Here is an 18,388-nt window from a genome sequence, read left to right on the forward strand (position 1 = left end):
CGCATTACCGCCGCATATCCGGATTACCCCGCGCCATCGGCGTGCATCCAGCTTGGTGGCGATTTCGCGTTCGGGTCGGCGGCCTGGCAGATCGCGGAGGCGCACAGCGCTCACGCGCCGACCTACCTCTACCGGTACGACTTCGCGCCTAGGACGCTGCGCTGGTCTGGGCTGGGCGCCACCCATGCCACCGAGTTGCTGGCCGTCTTCGACGTCTATCGCACGCGATTCGGTGCCCTGTTGACCGCCGCCGCGGACCGGCGCGCCGCGCTGCGGGTGAGCAACCAGGTGCAACGGCGTTGGCGGGCCTTCAGCCATTCCGGCGCGCCGGGCGACGACTGGCCCACCTACAGCACCGCCGACCGCGCCGTCATGGTGTTCGACCGCAAGAGCCGCGTCGAGTTCGATCCACACCCGCACCGCCGGATTGCCTGGGACGGCTTCTCCCTGGCGCGGTGACCTGGCACGCTGACCCTCATGCATGCCGACACCGCGCAAATCATCGAACGACCCGGCGACCTCACCGCAGCATGGCTGGAATCGGTGATCGGCGCCGGGCCCGTCGCCGATTTTGCCGTGGAGCGCATCGGCACCGGACAGATGAGCGAGTGTTACCGCGTCCGGCTCAGCTATGCCGATGGCGCGGCGAAGGCCGGCAGGCCCGAGTCGGTGGTCCTGAAGGTGGCGGCGACCGACCCGGTGAGTCGGCAGACGGGGCTGGCCCTCGGCCTCTACGAGCGCGAGGTGCGATTCTACGGCGACATAGCGCCACGGCTGGGCGGCCCGATAGCGCCCTGCTACCACGCCGCGGTCGACAGCTCGACGGGCGCGTTCGATCTTTTGCTCGGCGACGCCGGGCCGGCGGTCGTCGGGGACGAAATCGCCGGTGCCACAGCCGAACAGGCCCACCTCGGCGTGGTCGAGCTGGGTCGGCTGCACGGACCGCTGCTCGGCGACACCGCGCTCGCCGAAGCGCCGTGGCTCAACCGCGAATCGCCGCTCAACCAGGCGATGCTCGCCCCGCTGTACGCGGGCTTCATCGACCGCTATGGCGAGCAGATCGCGCCGGAGCACCGGATGGTCTGCGAACGCCTGGTCGCGTCCTTCGACGGCTACCTGGCCGCCGAGTCGGCGCCCGACCGGATCCTAGGGCTGATGCACGGTGACTACCGCCTGGACAACCTGCTGTTCGGCACCGCCGGGGCCGAACGCCCGCTGACGGTCGTCGACTGGCAGACGGTGTCCTGGGGGCCCGCCCTGACCGACCTGTCGTACTTCCTCGGCTGCGCGCTGCCGACCCCCGATCGCCGGGAGCAGTACGACGCGTTGTTGCGGGCCTACCACGAGGCGCTGGGGCCTGCGGCGCCGCTGTCGCTCACCGACGTCGCCGAAGGTGTTCGCCGACAGAGCTTTTTCGGCGTGATGATGGCGATCGTCTCCTCGATGCTGGTGGAACGCACCGAGCGCGGCGACCGGATGTTCATGACCATGCTGCAACGACACTGCGACCACGTGCTCGACACCGACGCGCTGGCGACGCTGCCCGCCGCGCAGACGCCCGAAGCCCTGCGGCCCACGGTGGAGGACGAAGGTGCGCACGCGGCGACCGCCGAGCCGCTGTGGAGCGAGAGCTGGTACTCTGACTTCGCCGACGCGGCACAGGGATTGGGCGGCTGGTTCCGCCTCGGCCTGATCGCCAACGAACGGAAGGCCTGGGTGCACGCGCTGCTGTGCGGCCCCGACATGCCCACCGTGGCCGTCGACGCGCAAGTACCGCTGCCGGCGGATCCGTGGGACGTGCGCAGCGATTCCTTCGAGCTCGGCCACTCCGCGACCACCCCGCTGCAGACCTACCGCGTCGACCTGCGTGCCCACGCCCAGTCGTACCCCGATCCGTCGGCGCTGTTGCGCGGAGAGCCCGGCACCCCCGTCGAGATGACGATGAGCCTGGTGTGGGCCACCGACGGCATCCCGTACAAGTACCGGTTGACGACGCGTTACGAGATCCCATGCACGGTCTCGGGCACGGTCACCATCGACGACACCAATTACCGCCTTGAGTCGGTCCCCGGCCAGCGCGATCACTCCTGGGGCGTGCGCGACTGGTGGAGCATGGACTGGATTTGGAGCGCGCTGCACCTGGACGACGGCACCCATCTGCACGGCGTCAACATCCGGATTCCCGGCGCACCGGCATTCAGCATCGGCTACTCCCAGGATGCCGCGGGAACGGTCACCGAGCTGCAAACGGTGGATTCACGAGAATCGTTCGGCGCCAACGGGTTACCACTCCGCGCCACCTTGGCGCTCAACCCCGGCGAGATCACCGCGGACGTTCAGGTCCGCGGCCAGGCGCCGGTGCGTCTGATCGCCGCGGACGGGCGGGTGAGTCAGTTCCCGCGCGTCTGGGCGAGCGTCCGGACCGCCGACGGACGCAACGGCGCCGGCTGGCTGGAATGGAACCGCAACCTGGCCGAACGGTCCGAGTGAGCGGACGGGGCCCCGTCGTGGTGATGGGCGTTTCCGGATCGGGCAAGTCGACCGTGGGAGTCGCGCTCGCGCGCCGCTTGCAGGTCCCCTTCGTGGACGCCGACACCCTGCACCCGCGGGCCAATATCGCCAAGATGGCGGCCGGGGAACCGCTCGACGACCACGACCGCTACCCCTGGCTGGAAAAGGTCGGTGAGTGGCTGGCCGGGCACCGCGGCGGCGGGGTGGTCAGCTGCTCGGCGTTGAAGCGCAGGTACCGCGACCAATTGCGCGCGCACTGCCCGCAGGTCGAATTCCTGCACCTCGCCGGTTCGCCCGCGCTCATCGGCGGTCGGCTGGCGGCCCGCACGGGCCATTTCATGCCGCCCGCGCTGTTGCGCTCGCAATTCGACGCGCTGGAACCGCTGGGCGGCGACGAGGCCGGCGCAACCGTCGATGTCGATCAGGACGTCGACGCGATCGTCGACGGCTTCCTACACGAGGACGGATGACCGGTCAGGACAGCTTGCGACGGCCGGCCTTGACCTGCTCGCCGACCCTTTCGCGTGCGGTGTCGGCCAGGTAGCCGCCTCGTGCGCGGGCCGTCTCGGCAAGGTAGGTGCCGCGGGCGCGGGCGGTGTCGGCGAGGTCCTCGCCGCGGTCCACAGCCGTGCTGGCCAGTTCTTCGCCGCGCTTACGCGCCTTCTTCGCCAGCTTCTCGCTACGCTTGCGCGCCTTCTTGGCCAGTGGCGCGGCCCAGTCGGCGGCTTCGTCGGCGAGTTCTTCGCCGCGCTTGCGGGCCTTCTTGGCGAGTGGCGCGGCCCAGTCGGCGGCTTCGTCGGCGAGTTCTTCGCCGCGCTTGCGGGCCTTCTTGGCCAGCGGCTTGCTTCGATCGGCGGCGGTGCTGGCGAATTCGCGGCCGCGTTCGAGCGCGGCCTCGGCGTACGGCGCCCCCCGTTCCGCGGCGGTGCTCGCCAATTCGCGGCCGCGCTCGGCGCCGACCTGCAGGCCGTGCACGATCTTCTCGCCCAACTCCGAGAAGTCCGTGTCGAAGCCGTCATCGGAGCCGGGCAGCGCCGACGACACCCGCTCGGAGAGCCGCTCCGCCGCGCGCCGGCCGCGCCATCCGAGCGACGGCTTGCCCGCGGTGTCCGCCGACGCGATCAGCAACCCGCCGACCAGGCTGAGGTCGGTGAGGAACTGCTGGCGCTTCTGCGCCTTGGCCTGCGGGTCGCTTTCGTTCCAGAACGAGTGCGCCCCGAGGTTGGCCGGCAGCACGGTGAAGGCGAGCGCCGCCGACGCGACGCGCGGCAGCTTGCCGGTGGCCAGCAGCAGGCCGCCGCCGATCTGGACGGCGGCGTTGATTTGCGCGAACGTCTCCGGGTCGCTCGGGATGGCCCCGCTCACCGAATTCGGCAGCGCCTGCAAACCATCCACTGCCGGCGCGGCGGCCGCCGCCGCCGACTTGGGGTTGAGCAGGGAGTTGACTCCTTGGCCGATGAAGGCAACTGAAAGCAATGGGCGCGCGATTCTCCGGATCACCATGGCCGGGGGATTACCCGACTCGTTGACGGACAAACCGCCCAGCCCATACGTGCAGCTGAGGCGCCATCCGGGGCGACACCGATAGGGTGAAAGCCGTGAGGGCGTTGATCATCGTCGACGTGCAAAACGACTTCTGCGAGGGCGGCTCGCTCCCGGTCCCCGGCGGCGCCGCCGTGGCGGCCGCCATCAACGGCTACCTGGCCGGCGAGCCGGGATACCGGCACGTCGTAGCAACCCAGGATTACCACGTTCGCCCGGGCGACCACTTCTCCCACCGGCCGGACTACTCATCGACGTGGCCACCGCACTGCATCGCCGGCAGCCCGGGCGCGGACTTTCGCCCCGACCTCGACACCAGCCGGATCGAGGCGGTCTTCCGCAAGGGCGCCTACGCCGCGGCATACAGCGGGTTCGAAGGGGTCGACCAGAGCGGGACCACGCTGCTGGACTGGTTGCGGCGGCATGGGATCGACGAGGTCGACGTGGTCGGCATCGCCACGGAACAGTGCGTGCGGGCCACGGCCGAGGACGCCGCGCGGGCCGGCCTGACCACCAGGGTGTTGGTGGACCTGACCGCGGCTGTGGCCCCGGATTCGGCCGCGCGGGCGCTGGCGGAAATGCGGTCCGCGGGCGTCGAGCTGGTCAGGGGACAGTGATGGGGGTGGCACCGGAGCGGGAACGCCTCCTCGCCGCCGTCGAGCGCTCGCCGCGGGCGGCCGCCGCGCACGACCGCGAAGGCTGGGTGGGGCTGTTCGCCGACGAGGGCCGCGTCGAGGACCCGGTCGGCTCGCGTCCGCACGTCGGTCGGGAACGGATCGGCCGTTTCTATGACACCTTCATCGGCCCGCGCGACATCACATTCCACCGCGACCTCGACATCGTCTTCGGCACGGCGGTCCTGCGTGACCTCGAGCTGGAGGTCGCCATGGGTTCCGGCGTCACCATGTACATCCCCGCGTTCCTGCGCTACGACCTGCTAGAGGTCAACGGCGACTGGCGCATTGGCGAACTCCGGGCCTACTGGGAACTCCCCGCCATGATGCGCCAATTCCTGCGAACCGGACCACGCGCGGTGCCGCCCGGGCTGCAACTGTCACGAGGCCTGTTGAACAATCAGCGACTGAGCGGCGCGGTGGGCTTCATCGCGGCATTCCGGCGGGTCGGTGCGCGGCACAAGCAGTCGGTGCGGGCGTTCCTCGACGCCGCCACGGCCGGGGATCGAGACGCGGCTGCCAGAGCGCTAACCCCAAGCACTGCAATAACTCTCGGCGACGACGAGGTACTCGACCTCGCCGGGCTCGTCGAGCAACTCGACGGCGCCGGCGGCACGAAGATGATCGGCGCGGGCAGCACAGTGGTGGTTTCGCTGACCTCCACTCGCGGGCGGGCCATCATCTTCGCCGACATGACGTGGCGGCCGAATGCCATCAACCGAATCCGCTACTTCCCGGCCTGAGGGTCCCGCGGTCCACCAGCGCCGGCAAATTTGCTCAAAACCGGCGTCGACATATTGCCCGGAGCGCGACGGTGCCGTACAAATAGCTGTCCCCGAAGGGAGTCGACGATGGGTATGGTGCGGATCTTCGGCGCGGGAATTGCATTCACCGCCGCGCTGAGCGTTGTCACGGCTTGCGGCGGAAAGGAAAGCACCTCTGCGTCGTCAAGCTCGTCGAAAACGACTTCGTCGTCGACGGCGACGTCGAGTTCGACAGCGTCGACGACGACGAGCGGCCCGACGTCCGGAAGTGCACCACTGGGCGACTACACGTACCTCCTCCTTCAGGCGAGCGACGTCGGCATCGACGTCGGAACGACAGGTCCCCCCACGCAGAATCCCGGTGGCGTCGCCGGCGCCGGGGTGACGTTCATCAATCCCGACCACACACGCAGCATCGACGACCTAGTCGTCGTGTTCACCGACCCGGCGACCGCCGCGCAGCAGGCCAAGGAGCGCGCCCAGTCGTTCGGCAAATACGTCACCGGCGCCCCGCAGCCATTCGAGGTCGGCACCAACGGACTGATCGCGGTGGGAACCTCGCCCGACAACTCAAAATCGGTGACCTACGTGACATTCGCCGAGAGCAGGGTGGGCGTCGACCTGGAGTTCGACAGCCCGCCCAACGATCCCGCCCCGCGGGATGTCGTGCTGGACATGGCCCGCAAACAAGACCAACTCGTCAAAGACCGCTTGCCCAGCTAGCGGGGCTCAGTGCACGACCATCAGCGCGAGCGTCGCCGCCGATAAGCACAAGTAGGCGCCGGGAAACGCGATGTTGTACAGCACGTGGGCCCGCAGGTGGGTCACGACCGCGCCGACGAAAAACAGCACCAGGCCGATAGCGGCCGCGATTCCCAAGGCGCGCAGCCCGACAACTCCCACGACGAGTCCGGCCGCCCCGGCCAGCTTGACCGTCGCCAGCGCCGGCAGCCACGACCGCGGCACCCCGACTTCGGCCGAGTTCGCCAGCACGAACCTGGCGGGGACGAGGTCGGCCACGGCGATCCCGGCGGTGATGGCGGCGGTAAACACCGTGATCACGACGCATGCGGTGGTCATGGGTGCCAAACCCCTGCCCGGCAGCCGGTTTCGCGGCGGGGAGCCGAACGGTGGCCGCGCGTTCCGCGGCGCACAATCGATAAGGTCATGGTGCTGGCCTCCTTTGCAACAGAGGGCTCGATGGACTCGGTCATTTTCTTGACGGTTCCTCTGCGGAAAAGGTGACCCATGAGCGCGCATAAGAATTTGGCCGATCTCGCGCGGAGCTTCGACGCCGACCGGCGGCACCTGAGTGCGGTCGCGTTCCAGCTGTTGGGCTCGGCCGCCGATGCCGAGGACGCGGTCCAGTCGGCGTGGCTGAAGGCCAGCCGCGCGGATTACGGCGCGGTCGACAACCTCACCGGCTGGTTCACCACCATCACCGCCCGCGAGGCGTACGACCAGCTCCGCGTCCGCAAACGGCGCGCCGAACATCCGCTCGCCACCACCGAGGAACTGGATCGGCTCGAAGCGGCCGCGTCGCCGGCGGACGAGGAGACCCTCCTGACGGAGTCGGTCAGCAATGCGCTGCTCGTGGTGCTCGCCCGGCTCTCGCCCGCGCAGCGCGTCGCATTCGTGCTGCATGACGTGTTCGCGGTGCCATTCGAGAGGATCGGCGACCTGCTGGACCGCTCGCCGGAAGCGGCGAAGAAGTTGGCGAGCCGGGCGCGCGGGCGGCTGCACGGCGACCCGGGCGGCGAACCGGATCGCGCGGCAAAGCACCTGGAGATCGTGGAAGCGTTTCTCGCCGCGTCCCGCGGCGGTGACATCGCGTTGTTGCTTGAGCTGCTGGCCCCGGACGTGGTGCGCACGGTCGATCGCGCGCTGGTGCCCGATGACGTGCCGACCGAGCTGCGCGGCGCCGGGCAGGTCGCCGAGGAGACCCGCCGATTCGCCCAGCGGGCCCGCGCCGGTGTGGTCATGCTCGTCGACGGGGCACCGGCCATCGTGATAGCGCCATACGGGCACGCCGAGGCGCTGCTGCTGATCACCGTCGGAACCGATGACCGCATCCACGCGATCGACATCACCGGGGATCCCACCCGGATCCGGTCGGCCGCGCTGGCACTCCCGGGCGGGCCGATCCAGCAACACCACAGCCGCATCGGGTACCAAGGACATCAGACGCCGCCGGCCGGGCGGCCGGCAACGGGGCGAGAACGGAAGGACCATGCTCGATAAGCCGTTCCCGCGGCGCCGCCTGCTGCGTGGCGCCGCCGCGCTGACGGCGGCATCGGTGACGCCATGGGCCGCCGGCTGCGCCCCGCAAGACGACGCGTTGACGTTCTTCTTCGCGGCCAACCCCGACGAACGCGATGCCCGGATCCGCATCGTCGACGAGTTCACGCGGCGCCACCCCGACATCAAGTCGTCCGGTGCTTTCGGCCCCGGGCGTGATGCAGCAGCTGTCGACGTTCTGCGCCGGCGGCAAGTGCCCGGACGTCTTGATGGCGTGGGATCTGAGCTACGCCGAGTTGGCCGCGCGCGGCGTGCTCCTGGACCTCAACACGATGCTGTCCCGCGATCAGGCCTTCGCGGCCGGGTTGAGATCCGATGGCATCGGGGCGCTGTACGACACCTTCACGTTCAACGGAGGCCAGTACGCGCTTCCCGAGCAATGGTCCGGCAACTACCTGTTCTACAACAAGCGGCTCTTCGCCGAGGCCGGGGTCCCCGCGCCGCCCACTTCGTGGCAACAGCCGTGGAGCTTCACCGAATTCCTGAACACCGCCACCGCGCTCACCAAGCGAAACGGAACCGGGCGAGCCGGCCAATGGGGGTTCGTGAACATGTTCGTGTCGTACTACTCGGCCGGGCTGTTCGCGATGAACAATGGGGCGCCGTGGTCCGCCCCGCTGAAGAACCCGACCCACTTCAATTTCGGTGACGATGCCTTCACGGAGGCGGTGCAGTTCTACGCCGACCTGGCCAACAAGCATAAGGTCGCGCCCAACGCCTCCGAGGTGCAGTCGATGTCGACGCCGGACCTGTTCGCGACGGGCAAGGCGGCCATGGCGATGGGCGGCCACTGGCGATACCAGACCTTCATCCGGGCCGAGGGCCTGGACTTCGATGTCACGTCGTTGCCGGTGGGGCCACGACGGCAGGGGCAGGCCGCCCACTCCAACATCGGCTCCACCGGACTGGCCATCTCCGCCAGCAGTCAACGCAAGGAACAGGCGTGGGAATTCGTGAAATTCGCGGCCGGCCCCGTCGGGCAGGCGTTGATCGGTGAATCCAGCCTGTTCGTTCCGGTGCTGCAATCCGCGCTCAACTCGCCCGGATTCGCCGCCGCACACCGCAACGTCGACAACCTCACCGTGCTCACGCAGGGCCCGGCCTATTCCGAGGGGCTGCCGGTCACCCCGGCGTGGGAGAAGATCGTCGCCTTGATGGACCGCAGTTTCGGGCCCGTGCTGCGCGGATCGCGGCCCGCGACATCGCTGGCCGGCCTGGCGCCCGCCATCGACGAGGTGTTGCGCGCACCATGACATCGGTCGAAACCAGCCCCGCCACCCGCAAACCCGCCCGGGGCGCGGGCCCCTGGCGCCGGCGCGCCTGGGCCGGCCGCCTCTTCGTGGCGCCGAACCTGGCGGCCGTCGCGTTGTTCATGCTTTTCCCGCTGGGATTCTCGCTCTACATGAGTTTTCAGCGGTGGGACGTGTTCAGGCCACCGAAGTTCGTGGGCCTGAAGAACTTTCAGGAGCTTTTTACCTCCGATCCGCTCTTCCTCATCGCCATCCGCAACACCGTCATCTTCACCCTCGGGACGGTCGTGCCGACCATCGTCGTCAGCCTCGTCGTGGCCGGTGTGCTGAACCGCAAAGTCAAGGGCATCGGCATCTTCCGTACCATCGTCTTTCTGCCGCTGGCCATCTCGTCGGTGGTGATGGCGGTCGTCTGGCAATTCGTCTTCAACACCGACAACGGGCTGCTCAACATCATGCTGGGCTGGGTTGGGGTCGGTCCGGTGCCGTGGCTGGTCGAACCCCGCTGGGCCATGGCCTCACTGTGCATCGTCAGCGTGTGGCGCAGTGTGCCGTTCGCCACCGTCATCCTGCTCGCGGCGATGCAGGGCGTTCCCGAGACCGTCTACGAGGCGGCCCGCATCGACGGGGCGGGCGAGATACGGCAGTTCACCTCCATCACGGTGCCGCTGATCCGTGGGTCGATATCATTTGTCGGCGTCATCTCGATCATCCACGCGTTCCAGGCTTTCGACATGGTGTACGTCCTCAACGGCGCGAATGGCGGGCCCGAAACCGCCACGTACGTCCTGGGCATCATGCTGTTCCAGCACGCGTTCTCCTTCCTGGAATTCGGGTACGCGTCCGCGCTGGCGTGGGTGATGTTCGCCATCTTGCTGGTGCTGACCGTGGTGCAGCTGCGGATCACTCGGCAACGGTCCTGGGAGACTTCTCGTGGCCTCAGCTGAGCGCCTGTTCACGCGCAACGTCGTCCGCGCAGTGCTGGTCTACACCGCGCTGATCGCCATCGCCTGGTGCTGGTTGTTCCCGATCGCCTGGGCGGTGTCCGGTTCGTTGAAGAGGGAAGGCGAGATCACCGAGCCGAAGCTGCTGCCGGCGCACCCGCGCTGGTCGAACTACACCGAGGTGTTCTCGCTGATGCCCTTCGCGCGGATGTTCTTCAACACCGTGCTGTACGCCGGGTGTGTGACCGCCGGGCAGGTCTTCTTCTGCTCGTTGGCCGGATACGCGTTCGCGCGATTGGAGTTTCGCGGACGCGACACGTTGTTCGTGCTGTATCTGGGCACGCTGATGGTGCCGCTGACCGTGACCGTGATCCCGCAGTTCATCCTGATGCGGACCGTGGGGTGGGTCGACACACCCTGGTCGATGATCGTGCCGGGCCTGTTCGGCAGCGCTTTCGGCACCTACTTGATGCGTCAGTTCTTTCGGACGCTCCCAACCGACCTGGAGGAGGCGGCGATACTCGACGGTTGTTCGCCATGGCAGATCTACTGGCGAATCCTGTTGCCCCACGCCCGTCCCGCGGTCATGGTGCTCGCGGTGCTCACCTGGGTCAACGTCTGGAACGACTTCCTGTGGCCGCTGCTGATGTTGCAGCGCAACAGCCTGGCCACGCTGACACTCGGCCTGGTACGACTGCGGGGGGAATACGTCGCGCGCTGGCCGATCATCATGGCGACGTCGATGCTGATCATGCTGCCGTTGGTGCTCATCTACGCCATCGCACAACGGTCCTTCGTCAGGGGCATCGCCGTCACGGGACTCAACGGATAAGGCATGGCCTCAGTAACTTTCGAGCAAGCGACGCGGCGCTACGCCGGAACGGATCGCCCGGCATTGGACAGCCTCGACCTGGAGGTCGGCGACGGCGAATTCGTCGTGCTGGTCGGCCCGTCCGGATGCGGAAAGACCACCTCGCTGCGGATGGTGGCGGGGCTGGAGACGCTGGACTCCGGCCGCATCAGGATCGGCGACCGCGACGTCACCACCGTCGATCCCAAGGACCGTGACGTGGCGATGGTCTTCCAGAACTATGCGCTCTACCCGCACATGACCGTCGCGCAGAACATGGGCTTCGCCCTGAAGATCGCCAAGACACCGAAGGCAGAAATTCGTGACCGCGTCCTGGACGCGGCCAAACTGCTTGACCTGCAACCCTATCTGGGCCGCAAGCCCAAGGACCTCTCAGGCGGGCAGCGCCAGCGGGTGGCGATGGGACGGGCGATCGTGCGCCGCCCGCAGGTCTTCCTGATGGATGAGCCGCTGTCGAACCTCGACGCGAAGCTGCGCGTGCAGACCCGCAACCAGATCGCGGCGCTGCAGCGGAGGCTGGGCACCACCACCGTCTATGTCACCCACGACCAGGTTGAGGCGATGACCATGGGGGACCGCGTCGCCGTGCTGCGCGACGGCGTGCTACAACAGTTCGCCGCCCCTCGCGAGCTGTACCGCAACCCGGTGAACGTCTTCGTCGCGGGGTTCATCGGGTCGCCGGCCATGAACCTGTTCACGCTGCCGATCGTTGATTCCGCTGTGTCGTTGGGGGATTGGCACATCCCGCTACCGCGGGAGCTCGCCGACCCCGCGAGTGAGGTCGTCGTGGGGGTGCGCCCCGAGCATTTCGAGCTGGGCGGTCAGGGCGTCGAGATGGAGGTCGACGTGGTCGAGGAGCTGGGGGCCGACGCCTACCTGTACGGCCGAATCACCGGTTCCGGCAAGGTCATCGATCAGCCCGTCGTGGCGCGTGCCGACGGGCGCCGGCCGCCGGAGAAGGGCAGCCGGGTGCGCCTGCACCCGGAACCGGGGCACCTGCACTTCTTCGGCATCGACGGCCGACGAATCTGCTGAGGGGGGTATGGCTATGCCCGACGTGAGCGCATCCCGCGCCGACCTGGTTTGCGAAGGCGGCGGCGTCCGGGGCATCGGGCTGGTCGGCGCGGTCGACGCGCTGACCCAGGCGGGCTACCGGTTCCCACGGGTCGCGGGCAGCAGCGCGGGCTCGGTCGTCGCGTCGCTGGTGGCGGCGCTACAGGTCGCGGGCGAACCGCTGAGCCGGCTTGCGGAGGTGATGCGGTCGATCGACTACCGGAAGTTTCTGGATCGCAGCGTGATCGGGCGCGTACCGCTGATCGGCGGCGCGCTGTCGCTGCTGGTGTCCGACGGCGTATACCGCGGGGCCTACTTGGAGCGGCTGCTCGAGGGACTGCTCGCCGACTTGGGCGTGCGGACCTTCGGCGACCTGCGCACCGGCGAAGAGCCGCAGCAGTTCGCGTGGTCGCTCGTGGTGACGGCCAGTGACCTGTCCCGCCGCCGGCTGGTGCGCATTCCCTGGGATCTCGGTTCCTACGGCATCGACCCCGACGACTTCCCGGTGGCCCGCGCCGTGCACGCCTCGTCGGCGATTCCGTATGTCTTCCAACCCGTCCGGGTGGGCGGCGCCACGTGGGTCGACGGTGGCCTGCTGTCCGACTTCCCGGTGGAGCTGTTCGACCGCCCGGGGGCGCAGCCGCGCTGGCCGACATTCGGGATCCGGCTGTCCGCGCGTCCGGGGATCCCGCCCACCCATCCGGTTCATGGTCCGGTCTCGTTGGGAATCGCGGCGATCGAGACGCTGGTGAGCAATCAGGACAACGCCTACATCGACGATCCGTGCACCGTTCGCCGCACCATCTTCGTTCCCGCCGAGGAGGTCAGCCCAATCGACTTCGACATCGCCGCCGAGCAGCGCGACGCCCTGTACCAACGGGGAGTGCAGGCGGGCGAGGAATTCTTGCGGACCTGGAGCTACCCGGACTACCTGGCGGCCTGCGGCGGCCCGGGGAAGGGCGGGACTGCGCAGAGCCAGAATCCGCGGTGAAGGCTATCCGCGCGCGCAGCGGATCTGATTGAGGCGGTGCTCAATCCGCTCGACATCGGCGGGCAACGGCAATTGGTTGGTGACACGCGTGATTTCCACGCCGATATCAACGGGGTTGATCGGCCAGAATTGGCGTCTCATGAGTTTGGTTGCGATGGCGCGGATCTCGTCGTCGGAAAGTCGCCGGCGAGCCAGGGCCGCCAAGGGGGAATATCCGGTCGTCGGCATGCCGGCGGGGTATCCGGCCCGCACGAAAGCAACGATGCTCGACACCCACAGGGCCAGATCCATCATCCCACCTCGCTCACCGCCGCTTGAGAATTGGCGGCAGATCTTACGACTAGCAACGTACCATCGGCAACGTCATCAGCTCGGTAACGCCACACAGTTAAAACGCACTTTTTACACGCCCGCGAAGTCCGAAAACGAAAAGCGATCTTCGCCACGATGTGCCCTGGCGGGCGCGCCCTAACGACGTTTGACCGCAAGGCTTTCTACTATGGCCGCGTGGCTGATCGCTATGGAACCGATGTCCTTGCCGCGGGCCGGCGCAAGCCCCGCTCGACCGAGCACCCGGCCGAGCTCGGCCTGGTGGTCGAGGACGCGCAGACGGGCTACGTCGGTGCGGTGGTGCGAGTCGAGTACGGGCGGGTCGACCTGGAGGACCGCCGCGGGCACGTGCGTGGCTTCCCTTTGGGCCCAGGCTATTTGCTCGAGGGCCGTCCGGTGATCCTCACGGCGCCACGCCGTGTGGCGCCGGCCGGTTCCACGCGAACGGCGTCGGGCTCGGTGGCAGTTCCGGGCGCCCGCGCCCGGGTCGCCCGCGCCAGCCGGATCTACGTCGAGGGCCGCCACGATGCCGAACTCGTCGCGCAGGTGTGGGGCGAGGACCTGCGGATCGAGGGGGTCGTCGTCGAGCACCTCGGCGGCGTAGACGACTTGGTGGACGTGGTGGCGGAATTCGCGCCCGGTCCGGAATGCCGGCTCGGTGTGCTCGTGGATCACCTCGTCGCGGGTTCCAAGGAGGCACGGATCGCCGATGCCGTGCGGCGGGGACCTGGTGGCGCCCACACCCTGGTGGTCGGTCATCCCTACGTTGACATCTGGCAGGCAGTCAAGCCCGAGCGGCTCGGCCTGGCGGGCTGGCCGGACGTGCCGCGCCACATCGAGTGGAAACACGGCGCATGCCAGGCGCTCGGCTTGCCGCACGGGAGCCAGGCGGACATCGCAAGGGCCTGGCGCCATATCCGTTCCCGGGTGCGCGACTGGAATGACCTCGAGCCGGCGCTGATCGGCCGGGTCGAGGAACTGATCGACTTCGTGACTCAGCCGGGCCCGTGACCGACCGGCGTCCGGCCGGGGGAAGACGCTGTCGTGGATTACCGCTGGCGGCAGCGGCCTTGGTCGTCGCGGCGGCGACCGCCTGCGGTCCGTCCGGTCGCGAGGTGAGCCGCGGGACGCCCGGCGGCCCGAGCGCGGTGAAGGTGACGCTCGCCAACCGGGGCGGCAAAGACGCCTGCACGGTGGACAACGCGAACGTCGCCGCCGGCCCGGTGACGTTCACGGTCGCCAACACCGATGCGCCCGGCATCAGCGAAGTCGAGTTACTCAGGGGTGAGCGGATCGTCGGCGAGAAGGAGGACCTCGCTCCCGGGTTGGCCCCGGTGTCGTTCACCGTGACTCTCGATGGCGGGCCGTATCAGCTGTATTGCCCCGGCGCGGTGGACGAATACCAGACGCTGACGGTCACGGGCCGGGCGGCGCCGGGGCTGGCCGGCGGCGTCGCGGACTCCCTCGACAGCGCCACCAAGGACTACGCGGCGTATGTCGTCCAGCAGATCGGTCAGCTCGGCGACGGGGTCAACGCACTCGACGCGGCGGTGCGGGCGGGCAACATCGACGCCGCGAAAGCCGCTTACGCCAAAGCGCGCCTGTTCTGGGAGCGTTCCGAGTCCGCCGTCGAGGGCTTCATCTTGCTGGGTTTCGCGGTCGGCGACAACGCGGGCCGCCTCGACTATCTGATCGACATGCGCGAGTCCACTCCCGTCGACGCCAAGGTCGGCTGGAAGGGGTTCCACGCCATCGAACGCGACCTGTGGCGGGGCGGAGCGATCACGCCCGGGACGCAGGCCCTCAGTTCCGAATTGGTCGGCAACGTAGCCAAGTTGACCGCCATCGTCGCCCTCCTGCAGTACAAGCCCGAGGACCTGGCCAACGGCGCCAGCGACCTCGTCGAGGAGATCCAGAACACCAAGATCACCGGGGAGGAGGAGGCTTTCAGCCACATCGACCTCGTCGACTTCTCCGCCAACGTGGAAGGCGCTCGGCAGGCCTACGCATCGCTGCGGCCCGGGCTGGAGAAGATCGACGGCAATCTGGTCGCCCAGATCGATCGCGAATTCCACACGGTGCTGGCCACTCTGGACGGATACCGCGATCCGTCTGAGTTGGGTGGCTTCCGGACCTACACCGCGGCGCTGCAAGCCACCGACGCCGCCAAGCTGACCGCGGTCATCCAGCCCCTGCACCAGAGCCTGTCGGCGGTCGCCCCAAAAGTGGCTTCGGCGGGCCGACCATGAGCGAGGTCAGGGCCAAACCCGATGAAGGCGAGGCGGTTTCGCGTCGGCGTATGCTCGGTGGCGCCGTCTTGGCCGGGCTCACCGGCGTCGCCGGGGGATGGGTGGCCGGTTACGCGCTGGCTGCCGGACACGATGGCGGCGCGGCCGGCGGCGGCGACGACGACGTCGACTTGCGCCGCAGTTACCCCTTCTACGGCCAGCCGCATCAGGGTGGAATCGCCACGCCGCCACAGCGTTACGCCATGTTCATGTCATTTTCGCTGGCCGCCGGAGCCCAGCGCGCGGAGCTGCAAACGCTGCTGGCACGCTGGTCGGCCGCGGCCGCGATCCTGCAGCAGGGAAAGCCGGTCGGCACCGTGCAGCCCCGGGTCGACGTGCAGCCACCTGTCGATACCGGCGAGGCGGTCGGGCTGAGCCCGGCCAGCCTCACCGTAACCATCGGCTTGGGACCGTCGCTGTTCGGCGACCGGTTCGGGCTCGCCCTGCGCCGACCCGCCGTGTTCACCGAGTTGCCCCCGCTCAACGGGGACAACCTGGACCCCCGCCTGCGCGGCGGCGAACTGTCCGTCCAAGCTTGCGCCGACGACCCGCAGGTCTGCTACCACGCCGCGCGAAACCTGGCCCGCCTGGGCCGCGACGTCGTCTCGCCGTCCTGGGCGGTGCTGGGATTCGGACGGGCCTCAGCCGGCCCGGGCCAACACACCCCGCGAAACCTGCTGGGATTCAAGGACGGAACCCGCAACGTCGTCACCGATGCCGAGTACGACCGATTTGTCTGGGTCCGCGATAGTGACCAGCCGTGGATGAACGGCGGAACGTATCAGGTGGTGCGCAAGATCCGGATGCTGCTCGAGACATGGGACGTCGACCGCATCGGCAATCAGCAGCGGATATTCGGCCGCACCAAAGAAGAGGGCGCACCCCTGAGCGGCGAGGGCGAATTCGATGCCCCCGATTTTGCCGCCAAGGGCGGCGACGGCAACCCGCTCATCGATCCGATGTCCCACGTCGCCCTGGCCGCCCGCGAGAACAACGACGGCGTCATGATCAGGCGCCGGTCCTACAACTACACCGACGGCCTCGACGCCAACGGCCAGCTCAACGCCGGGCTGCTGTTCGTTTCGTATCAAAAAGATCCGCAAGATTTTATCCGCCTGCAGAACCGGTTGGGCGCCCACGACCTCCTCAACGAATACATCCGCCACATCGGCTCAGCTATCTTCGCGGTGCCACCCGCGCCCGCCGAAGGCCACTACATCGGGCAAAGCCTTTTCGGCTAAGCAAATCTCGCCGAGCGCGGGTCGCCGTCGGGTGGGGGCCGCGTTTCGGCTGTGTGAGCAGTCGTGTCGGTCAGGTAAATCAAAACCCTCCGCCGTCACGCATCGGCCGCCGCCGAGCACTAACTCCGTGAAGCCGCAAGATCAGCGAGAACGGAGGGATCACATGACCGACGCGCTAGTCATCGACGCAGAAGGCCTCGACAAGCTGTCGTGTAACGCCAGGGCCAACCCGGAGACCGGCAGGAAGACCCTGAAAGCCAAGACGGTCTGCGAAACCGGATTCCGCAACATGACCTACGTCCGCGACCTGGCGCCGATGCTGGTGGGTGAGCCGCCTGCCCTGCTCGGTGACGACTCCGCGCCCAACCCCTCCGAGACCGCCCTGGCCGCCCTGGGCTCGTGCGTCTCGGTGGGCCTGCTGGCGAATGCGACGCATCGCGGGGTCACCCTGACCAAGATCGAGGTCGAGATGGAAGGCGACATCGACATCTCCGCGGTGTGGGGCGTGGGCGACACCCCCGAGGGGAAGCGCCTCGGCTTCAGCGCGGTGCGCTGCAGGGTGACGCTGGCCGGAGACGCCGACGAGGCGACCCTGAAGGAGATTCACGACAACGCCATCGCCTGGTCACCCGTCGTGAACACGTTCCGCAACCCGGTCGCCGTCGACTCGACGCTGGCCACGGAATAGCCACGGGGAAGCTGCTGTGGCAACGGTATTGACGAAGCCCGCTCTCGCCGAGGCCATCAGGTTGGCCCGCGCCAAGCGCGGACTGAGCTGGGTGAAAATCGCAGAATCCATCGGGAAGGACCCGGTGTGGACGGTCGCGGCGTTACTCGGGCAGCACCCGATGACGGCCGGCGACGCGTCAACGGTCGCGGCACTGCTCGGCCTCGACGACGAGGCTGTCGCTGTCCTGCAGCTGATGCCGTATCGGGGTTCGGATGCGACCATGACGACAGACCCGACGATCTACCGATTCCATGAGGCGCTGACCGTCTACGGCCCGGCGATCAAGGAACTCATTCACGAGGAATTCGGTGACGGCATCATGAGCGCGATCAACTTTCAGCTGAGCGTGCAGCGGCGCCCGCACCCCGAGGGCGACAGAGTGGTCGTCACTTTCGACGGCAAGTTCCTCGACTACGCGTGGAAGCACTCGGCACAGGAGGTTTTATGACGGCGACGATGAACCCGGCGGCCGGCCAGCTGGATGCCGGACTGTTGGAGGACATTCGGGCCCACGCCGGGGGACTGGACCGGGGGGAGCATCAGTCCCGCCGCAGCTTCACCGCCCTGGGCGCGGCCGGGCTTCTCGGGGTGGGCGCACCCGCCAACGCCGACGGCAGGCTGCCCGAGATGGCCGAGGTGATCCGGCGTATCTCCGGGGAATGCATGAGCACCGGGTTCTCGTTGTGGGCGCACCGAATGGCGGTGGAATACTTGCTCAGGGCGGCAACGCCTTTCAGCGTCGACGCGGCTCAGTCACTGCTCGCCGGCACCACGCCGGGGGTGACCGGCATGGCGTCGGCGTTCAAGGAGGCGGCGGGCTGCGGCAGCGTCGAGTTGACGGCCACGCCGATCGAGGGCGGCTACCGGGTGTCCGGTCCGATCAGGTGGGCGAGCAACCTGT

Annotated in this window: 19 protein-coding genes and 2 pseudogenes; 18 read left to right on the forward strand and 3 right to left on the reverse strand. The window is 68.3% G+C overall.

Translation table 11 applies throughout. The annotated features are described in order from the left end of the window. From A9X03_RS08955 to A9X03_RS08965, 3 genes are all read left to right on the forward strand, one after another. The coding region (locus A9X03_RS08955; RefSeq protein WP_156746513.1) for a carboxylesterase family protein at window positions 1-459 on the forward strand (459 nt) is incomplete at its 5' end. A gap of 18 nt (window positions 460-477) precedes the next feature. Beyond that, window positions 478-2,490, forward strand: coding sequence for a phosphotransferase (locus A9X03_RS08960; protein WP_067760853.1), 2,013 nt, complete (start codon window positions 478-480; stop codon window positions 2,488-2,490). Continuing rightward, complete coding sequence (locus tag A9X03_RS08965) at window positions 2,487-2,981, forward strand: gluconokinase (RefSeq protein WP_082950134.1); 495 nt, start codon at window positions 2,487-2,489, stop codon at window positions 2,979-2,981. The genes A9X03_RS08960 and A9X03_RS08965 overlap by 4 nt, the downstream gene beginning before the upstream one ends. 4 nt (window positions 2,982-2,985) lie before the next feature. Here the strand turns inward: A9X03_RS08965 and A9X03_RS08970 are convergent, their stop codons facing one another. Continuing rightward, a complete protein-coding gene (locus A9X03_RS08970; RefSeq protein WP_067760849.1) occupies window positions 2,986-4,014 on the reverse strand; it encodes a DoxX family protein in 1,029 nt (342 codons plus the stop codon). A 95-nt stretch (window positions 4,015-4,109) separates the two neighbouring features. Here A9X03_RS08970 and pncA point away from each other — a divergent pair, with 95 nt between their 5' ends. From pncA to A9X03_RS08985, 3 genes are all read left to right on the forward strand, one after another. Next, window positions 4,110-4,670 carry a pyrazinamidase PncA gene (gene pncA, locus A9X03_RS08975; protein WP_082950136.1) on the forward strand — a complete coding sequence of 187 codons (561 nt, stop codon included), beginning with the start codon at window positions 4,110-4,112 and terminating at the stop codon, window positions 4,668-4,670. Next, the gene (locus A9X03_RS08980) at window positions 4,670-5,470 is read left to right on the forward strand and encodes a ketosteroid isomerase family protein (RefSeq protein WP_068260657.1); all 801 of its coding nucleotides are present in this window, start codon (window positions 4,670-4,672) and stop codon (window positions 5,468-5,470) included. The genes pncA and A9X03_RS08980 overlap by 1 nt, the downstream gene beginning before the upstream one ends. A gap of 108 nt (window positions 5,471-5,578) precedes the next feature. Further along, window positions 5,579-6,214: a hypothetical protein gene (locus A9X03_RS08985; protein ID WP_067760843.1), complete on the forward strand. Its 636-nt coding sequence runs from the start codon at window positions 5,579-5,581 to the stop codon at window positions 6,212-6,214. 6 nt (window positions 6,215-6,220) lie between these two features. On the opposite strand, the gene A9X03_RS08990 is transcribed toward A9X03_RS08985, so the two are convergent. Next, window positions 6,221-6,571 (reverse strand): DoxX family protein, encoded by a 351-nt coding sequence (locus A9X03_RS08990; protein ID WP_067889725.1) that lies wholly within the window; start codon window positions 6,569-6,571, stop codon window positions 6,221-6,223. Window positions 6,572-6,739: 168 nt separating this feature from the next. On the opposite strand from A9X03_RS08990, the gene A9X03_RS08995 reads away from it, so the two are divergent. From A9X03_RS08995 to A9X03_RS09020, 6 genes and pseudogenes are all read left to right on the forward strand, one after another. Further along, window positions 6,740-7,732, forward strand: coding sequence for a sigma-70 family RNA polymerase sigma factor (locus A9X03_RS08995; protein WP_068260660.1), 993 nt, complete (start codon window positions 6,740-6,742; stop codon window positions 7,730-7,732). Next, a pseudogene (locus A9X03_RS09000) lies at window positions 7,722-9,042 on the forward strand (sugar ABC transporter substrate-binding protein). The gene A9X03_RS08995 and the pseudogene A9X03_RS09000 overlap by 11 nt, the downstream one beginning before the upstream one ends. Beyond that, window positions 9,039-9,986 carry a carbohydrate ABC transporter permease gene (locus tag A9X03_RS09005; RefSeq protein ID WP_067748825.1) on the forward strand — a complete coding sequence of 316 codons (948 nt, stop codon included), beginning with the start codon at window positions 9,039-9,041 and terminating at the stop codon, window positions 9,984-9,986. Before A9X03_RS09000 ends, A9X03_RS09005 begins: the two are co-directional and overlap by 4 nt. Continuing rightward, window positions 9,973-10,815 carry a carbohydrate ABC transporter permease gene (locus tag A9X03_RS09010; RefSeq protein WP_067748835.1) on the forward strand — a complete coding sequence of 281 codons (843 nt, stop codon included), beginning with the start codon at window positions 9,973-9,975 and terminating at the stop codon, window positions 10,813-10,815. Before A9X03_RS09005 ends, A9X03_RS09010 begins: the two co-directional genes overlap by 14 nt. A gap of 3 nt (window positions 10,816-10,818) precedes the next feature. Continuing rightward, entirely contained in the window at window positions 10,819-11,889 is a 1,071-nt protein-coding gene (locus A9X03_RS09015) for an ABC transporter ATP-binding protein (RefSeq protein WP_067888750.1), read from the forward strand. A 13-nt stretch (window positions 11,890-11,902) separates the two neighbouring features. Then, the gene (locus A9X03_RS09020) at window positions 11,903-12,898 is read left to right on the forward strand and encodes a patatin-like phospholipase family protein (RefSeq protein ID WP_067888747.1); all 996 of its coding nucleotides are present in this window, start codon (window positions 11,903-11,905) and stop codon (window positions 12,896-12,898) included. 3 nt (window positions 12,899-12,901) lie between these two features. Here the strand turns inward: A9X03_RS09020 and A9X03_RS09025 are convergent, their stop codons facing one another. Beyond that, window positions 12,902-13,189, reverse strand: coding sequence for a DUF3349 domain-containing protein (locus tag A9X03_RS09025; protein ID WP_067748943.1), 288 nt, complete (start codon window positions 13,187-13,189; stop codon window positions 12,902-12,904). 216 nt (window positions 13,190-13,405) lie between these two features. On the opposite strand from A9X03_RS09025, the gene A9X03_RS09030 reads away from it, so the two are divergent. From A9X03_RS09030 to A9X03_RS09055, 6 genes and pseudogenes are all read left to right on the forward strand, one after another. Beyond that, a complete protein-coding gene (locus A9X03_RS09030) occupies window positions 13,406-14,239 on the forward strand; it encodes a DUF3097 domain-containing protein (protein ID WP_067779678.1) in 834 nt (277 codons plus the stop codon). Between the two features lie 59 nt (window positions 14,240-14,298). After that, entirely contained in the window at window positions 14,299-15,477 is a 1,179-nt protein-coding gene (gene efeO / locus A9X03_RS09035; protein ID WP_082950216.1) for an iron uptake system protein EfeO, read from the forward strand. Then, window positions 15,474-16,757, forward strand: a complete 1,284-nt coding sequence (gene efeB, locus A9X03_RS09040; protein WP_068260663.1) for an iron uptake transporter deferrochelatase/peroxidase subunit — start codon at window positions 15,474-15,476, stop codon at window positions 16,755-16,757. Before efeO ends, efeB begins: the two co-directional genes overlap by 4 nt. Window positions 16,758-16,920: 163 nt before the next feature. Then, a complete protein-coding gene (locus tag A9X03_RS09045) occupies window positions 16,921-17,445 on the forward strand; it encodes an OsmC family protein (RefSeq protein WP_067748850.1) in 525 nt (174 codons plus the stop codon). Between the two features lie 16 nt (window positions 17,446-17,461). Continuing rightward, window positions 17,462-17,935: a cyanase gene (gene cynS / locus A9X03_RS09050; protein ID WP_067779683.1), complete on the forward strand. Its 474-nt coding sequence runs from the start codon at window positions 17,462-17,464 to the stop codon at window positions 17,933-17,935. After that, window positions 17,932-18,388, forward strand: a pseudogene (locus tag A9X03_RS09055) (acyl-CoA/acyl-ACP dehydrogenase); the annotation flags it as partial. The gene cynS and the pseudogene A9X03_RS09055, both read left to right, overlap by 4 nt.

The organism is Mycobacterium sp. E1715, assembly GCF_001667625.1.
GTDB lineage: Bacteria > Actinomycetota > Actinomycetes > Mycobacteriales > Mycobacteriaceae > Mycobacterium.